This is a genomic window from Proteus hauseri, from assembly GCF_040139125.1.
Classification (GTDB): Bacteria; Pseudomonadota; Gammaproteobacteria; order Enterobacterales; family Enterobacteriaceae; genus Proteus; species Proteus hauseri_B.
The window spans coordinates 1-1628 of the sequence record NZ_JBEEUB010000030.1 but is presented as its reverse complement, the minus strand read 5'-3'; the positions used below and the strand labels follow the sequence as shown (position 1 = coordinate 1628).

Here is a 1628-nt window from a genome sequence, read left to right as displayed (position 1 = left end):
TTTATTATGGTGATCCCCTGGGCGAAATGCGCCTGGTAAGCAGAGTTTTTGAAATGTAAGGCCTTTGAATAAGACAAAAGGCTGCCTCATCGCTAACTTTGCAACAGTGCCATTTTAAGCGTTATGCTAAGCCCAGGAAGCCGCAGGATCTTTTGAACCACAACTGCATTAACGTCCGCTATTCTGATACGAGTGGATTGTACGCCTGGGAATTCGAGAAAGATGCTCAGAAATTCAGTCTGAAAGTCAAAGGGCAATATATTGCGAACAGCACGATTCATCAGCTCGATGCAGCATTAGACGGGCTGGGGATTGCCTATATTCCCGAGTATGTTGCAGATGGATATATCAAAAGCGGCAAGCTGATTGCTGTTCTGACCGAGTGGTGTCCATATTTTGACGGCTACCATATTTATTATCCTCACCGCCGACAGGATTCTCCTGCGTTTATGGCTTTTCTGCAAGTTTTGCGTGACAGGTACAATAATGGAATAAGATAAATTTATGAGTAAAGGATTATGTCCACGATAAGCACCTGGGTCGATTCCTGGGAGGCGGCCATGAGGGTAGGGAAGCGCCGTCCCGTCAAGTCAGCGTAATGCTCTGCCAGTGTTACAACCAATTAACCAATTCTGATTAGAAAAACTCATCGAGCATCAAATGAAACTGCAATTTATTCATATCAGGATTATCAATACCATATTTTTGAAAAAGCCGTTTCTGTAATGAAGGAGAAAACTCACCGAGGCAGTTCCATAGGATGGCAAGATCCTGGTATCGGTCTGCGATTCCGACTCGTCCAACATCAATACAACCTATTAATTTCCCCTCGTCAAAAATAAGGTTATCAAGTGAGAAATCACCATGAGTGACGACTGAATCCGGTGAGAATGGCAAAAGCTTATGCATTTCTTTCCAGACTTGTTCAACAGGCCAGCCATTACGCTCGTCATCAAAATCACTCGCATCAACCAAACCGTTATTCATTCGTGATTGCGCCTGAGCGAGACGAAATGCGCGATCGCTGTTAAAAGGACAATTACAAACAGGAATCGAATGCAACCGGCGCAGGAACGCTGCCAGCGCATCAACAATATTTTCACCTGAATCAGGATATTCTTCTAATACCTGGAATGCTGTTTTCCCGGGGATCGCAGTGGTGAGTAACCATGCATCATCAGGAGTACGGATAAAATGCTTGATGGTCGGAAGAGGCATAAATGCCGTCAGCCAGTTTAGTCTGACCATCTCATCTGTAACATCATTGGCAACGCTACCTTTGCCATGTTTCAGAAACAACTCTGGCGCATCGGGCTTCCCATACAATCGATAGATTGTCGCACCTGATTGCCCGACATTATCGCGAGCCCATCTATACCCATATAAATCAGCATCCAGGTTGGAATTTAATCGCGGCCTCGAGCAAGACGTTTCCCGTTGAATATGGCTCATAACACCCCTTGTATTACTGTTTATGTAAGCAGACAGTTTTATTGTTCATGATGATATATTTTTATCGGCACTGTTGCAAATAGTCGGTGGTGATAAACTTATCATCCCCTTTTGCTGATGGAGCTGCACATGAACCCATTCAAAGGCCGGCATTTTCAGCGTGACATCATTCTGTG

The 1628-nt window shown here is 44.5% G+C and carries 2 protein-coding genes; one reads left to right on the top strand and one right to left on the bottom strand.

All coding sequences use genetic code 11. The features are described from left to right. The first annotated feature begins 98 nt into the window (after positions 1-98). A complete protein-coding gene (locus tag ABN099_RS18980; RefSeq protein WP_001183556.1) occupies positions 99-500 on the top strand; it encodes a LysR substrate-binding domain-containing protein in 402 nt (133 codons plus the stop codon). Between the two features lie 136 nt (positions 501-636). Here ABN099_RS18980 and ABN099_RS18975 read toward each other — a convergent pair whose 3' ends face one another. Next, positions 637-1452 carry an APH(3')-I family aminoglycoside O-phosphotransferase gene (locus tag ABN099_RS18975; protein ID WP_000018323.1) on the bottom strand — a complete coding sequence of 272 codons (816 nt, stop codon included), beginning with the start codon at positions 1450-1452 and terminating at the stop codon, positions 637-639. Positions 1453-1628: the final 176 nt, after the last annotated feature.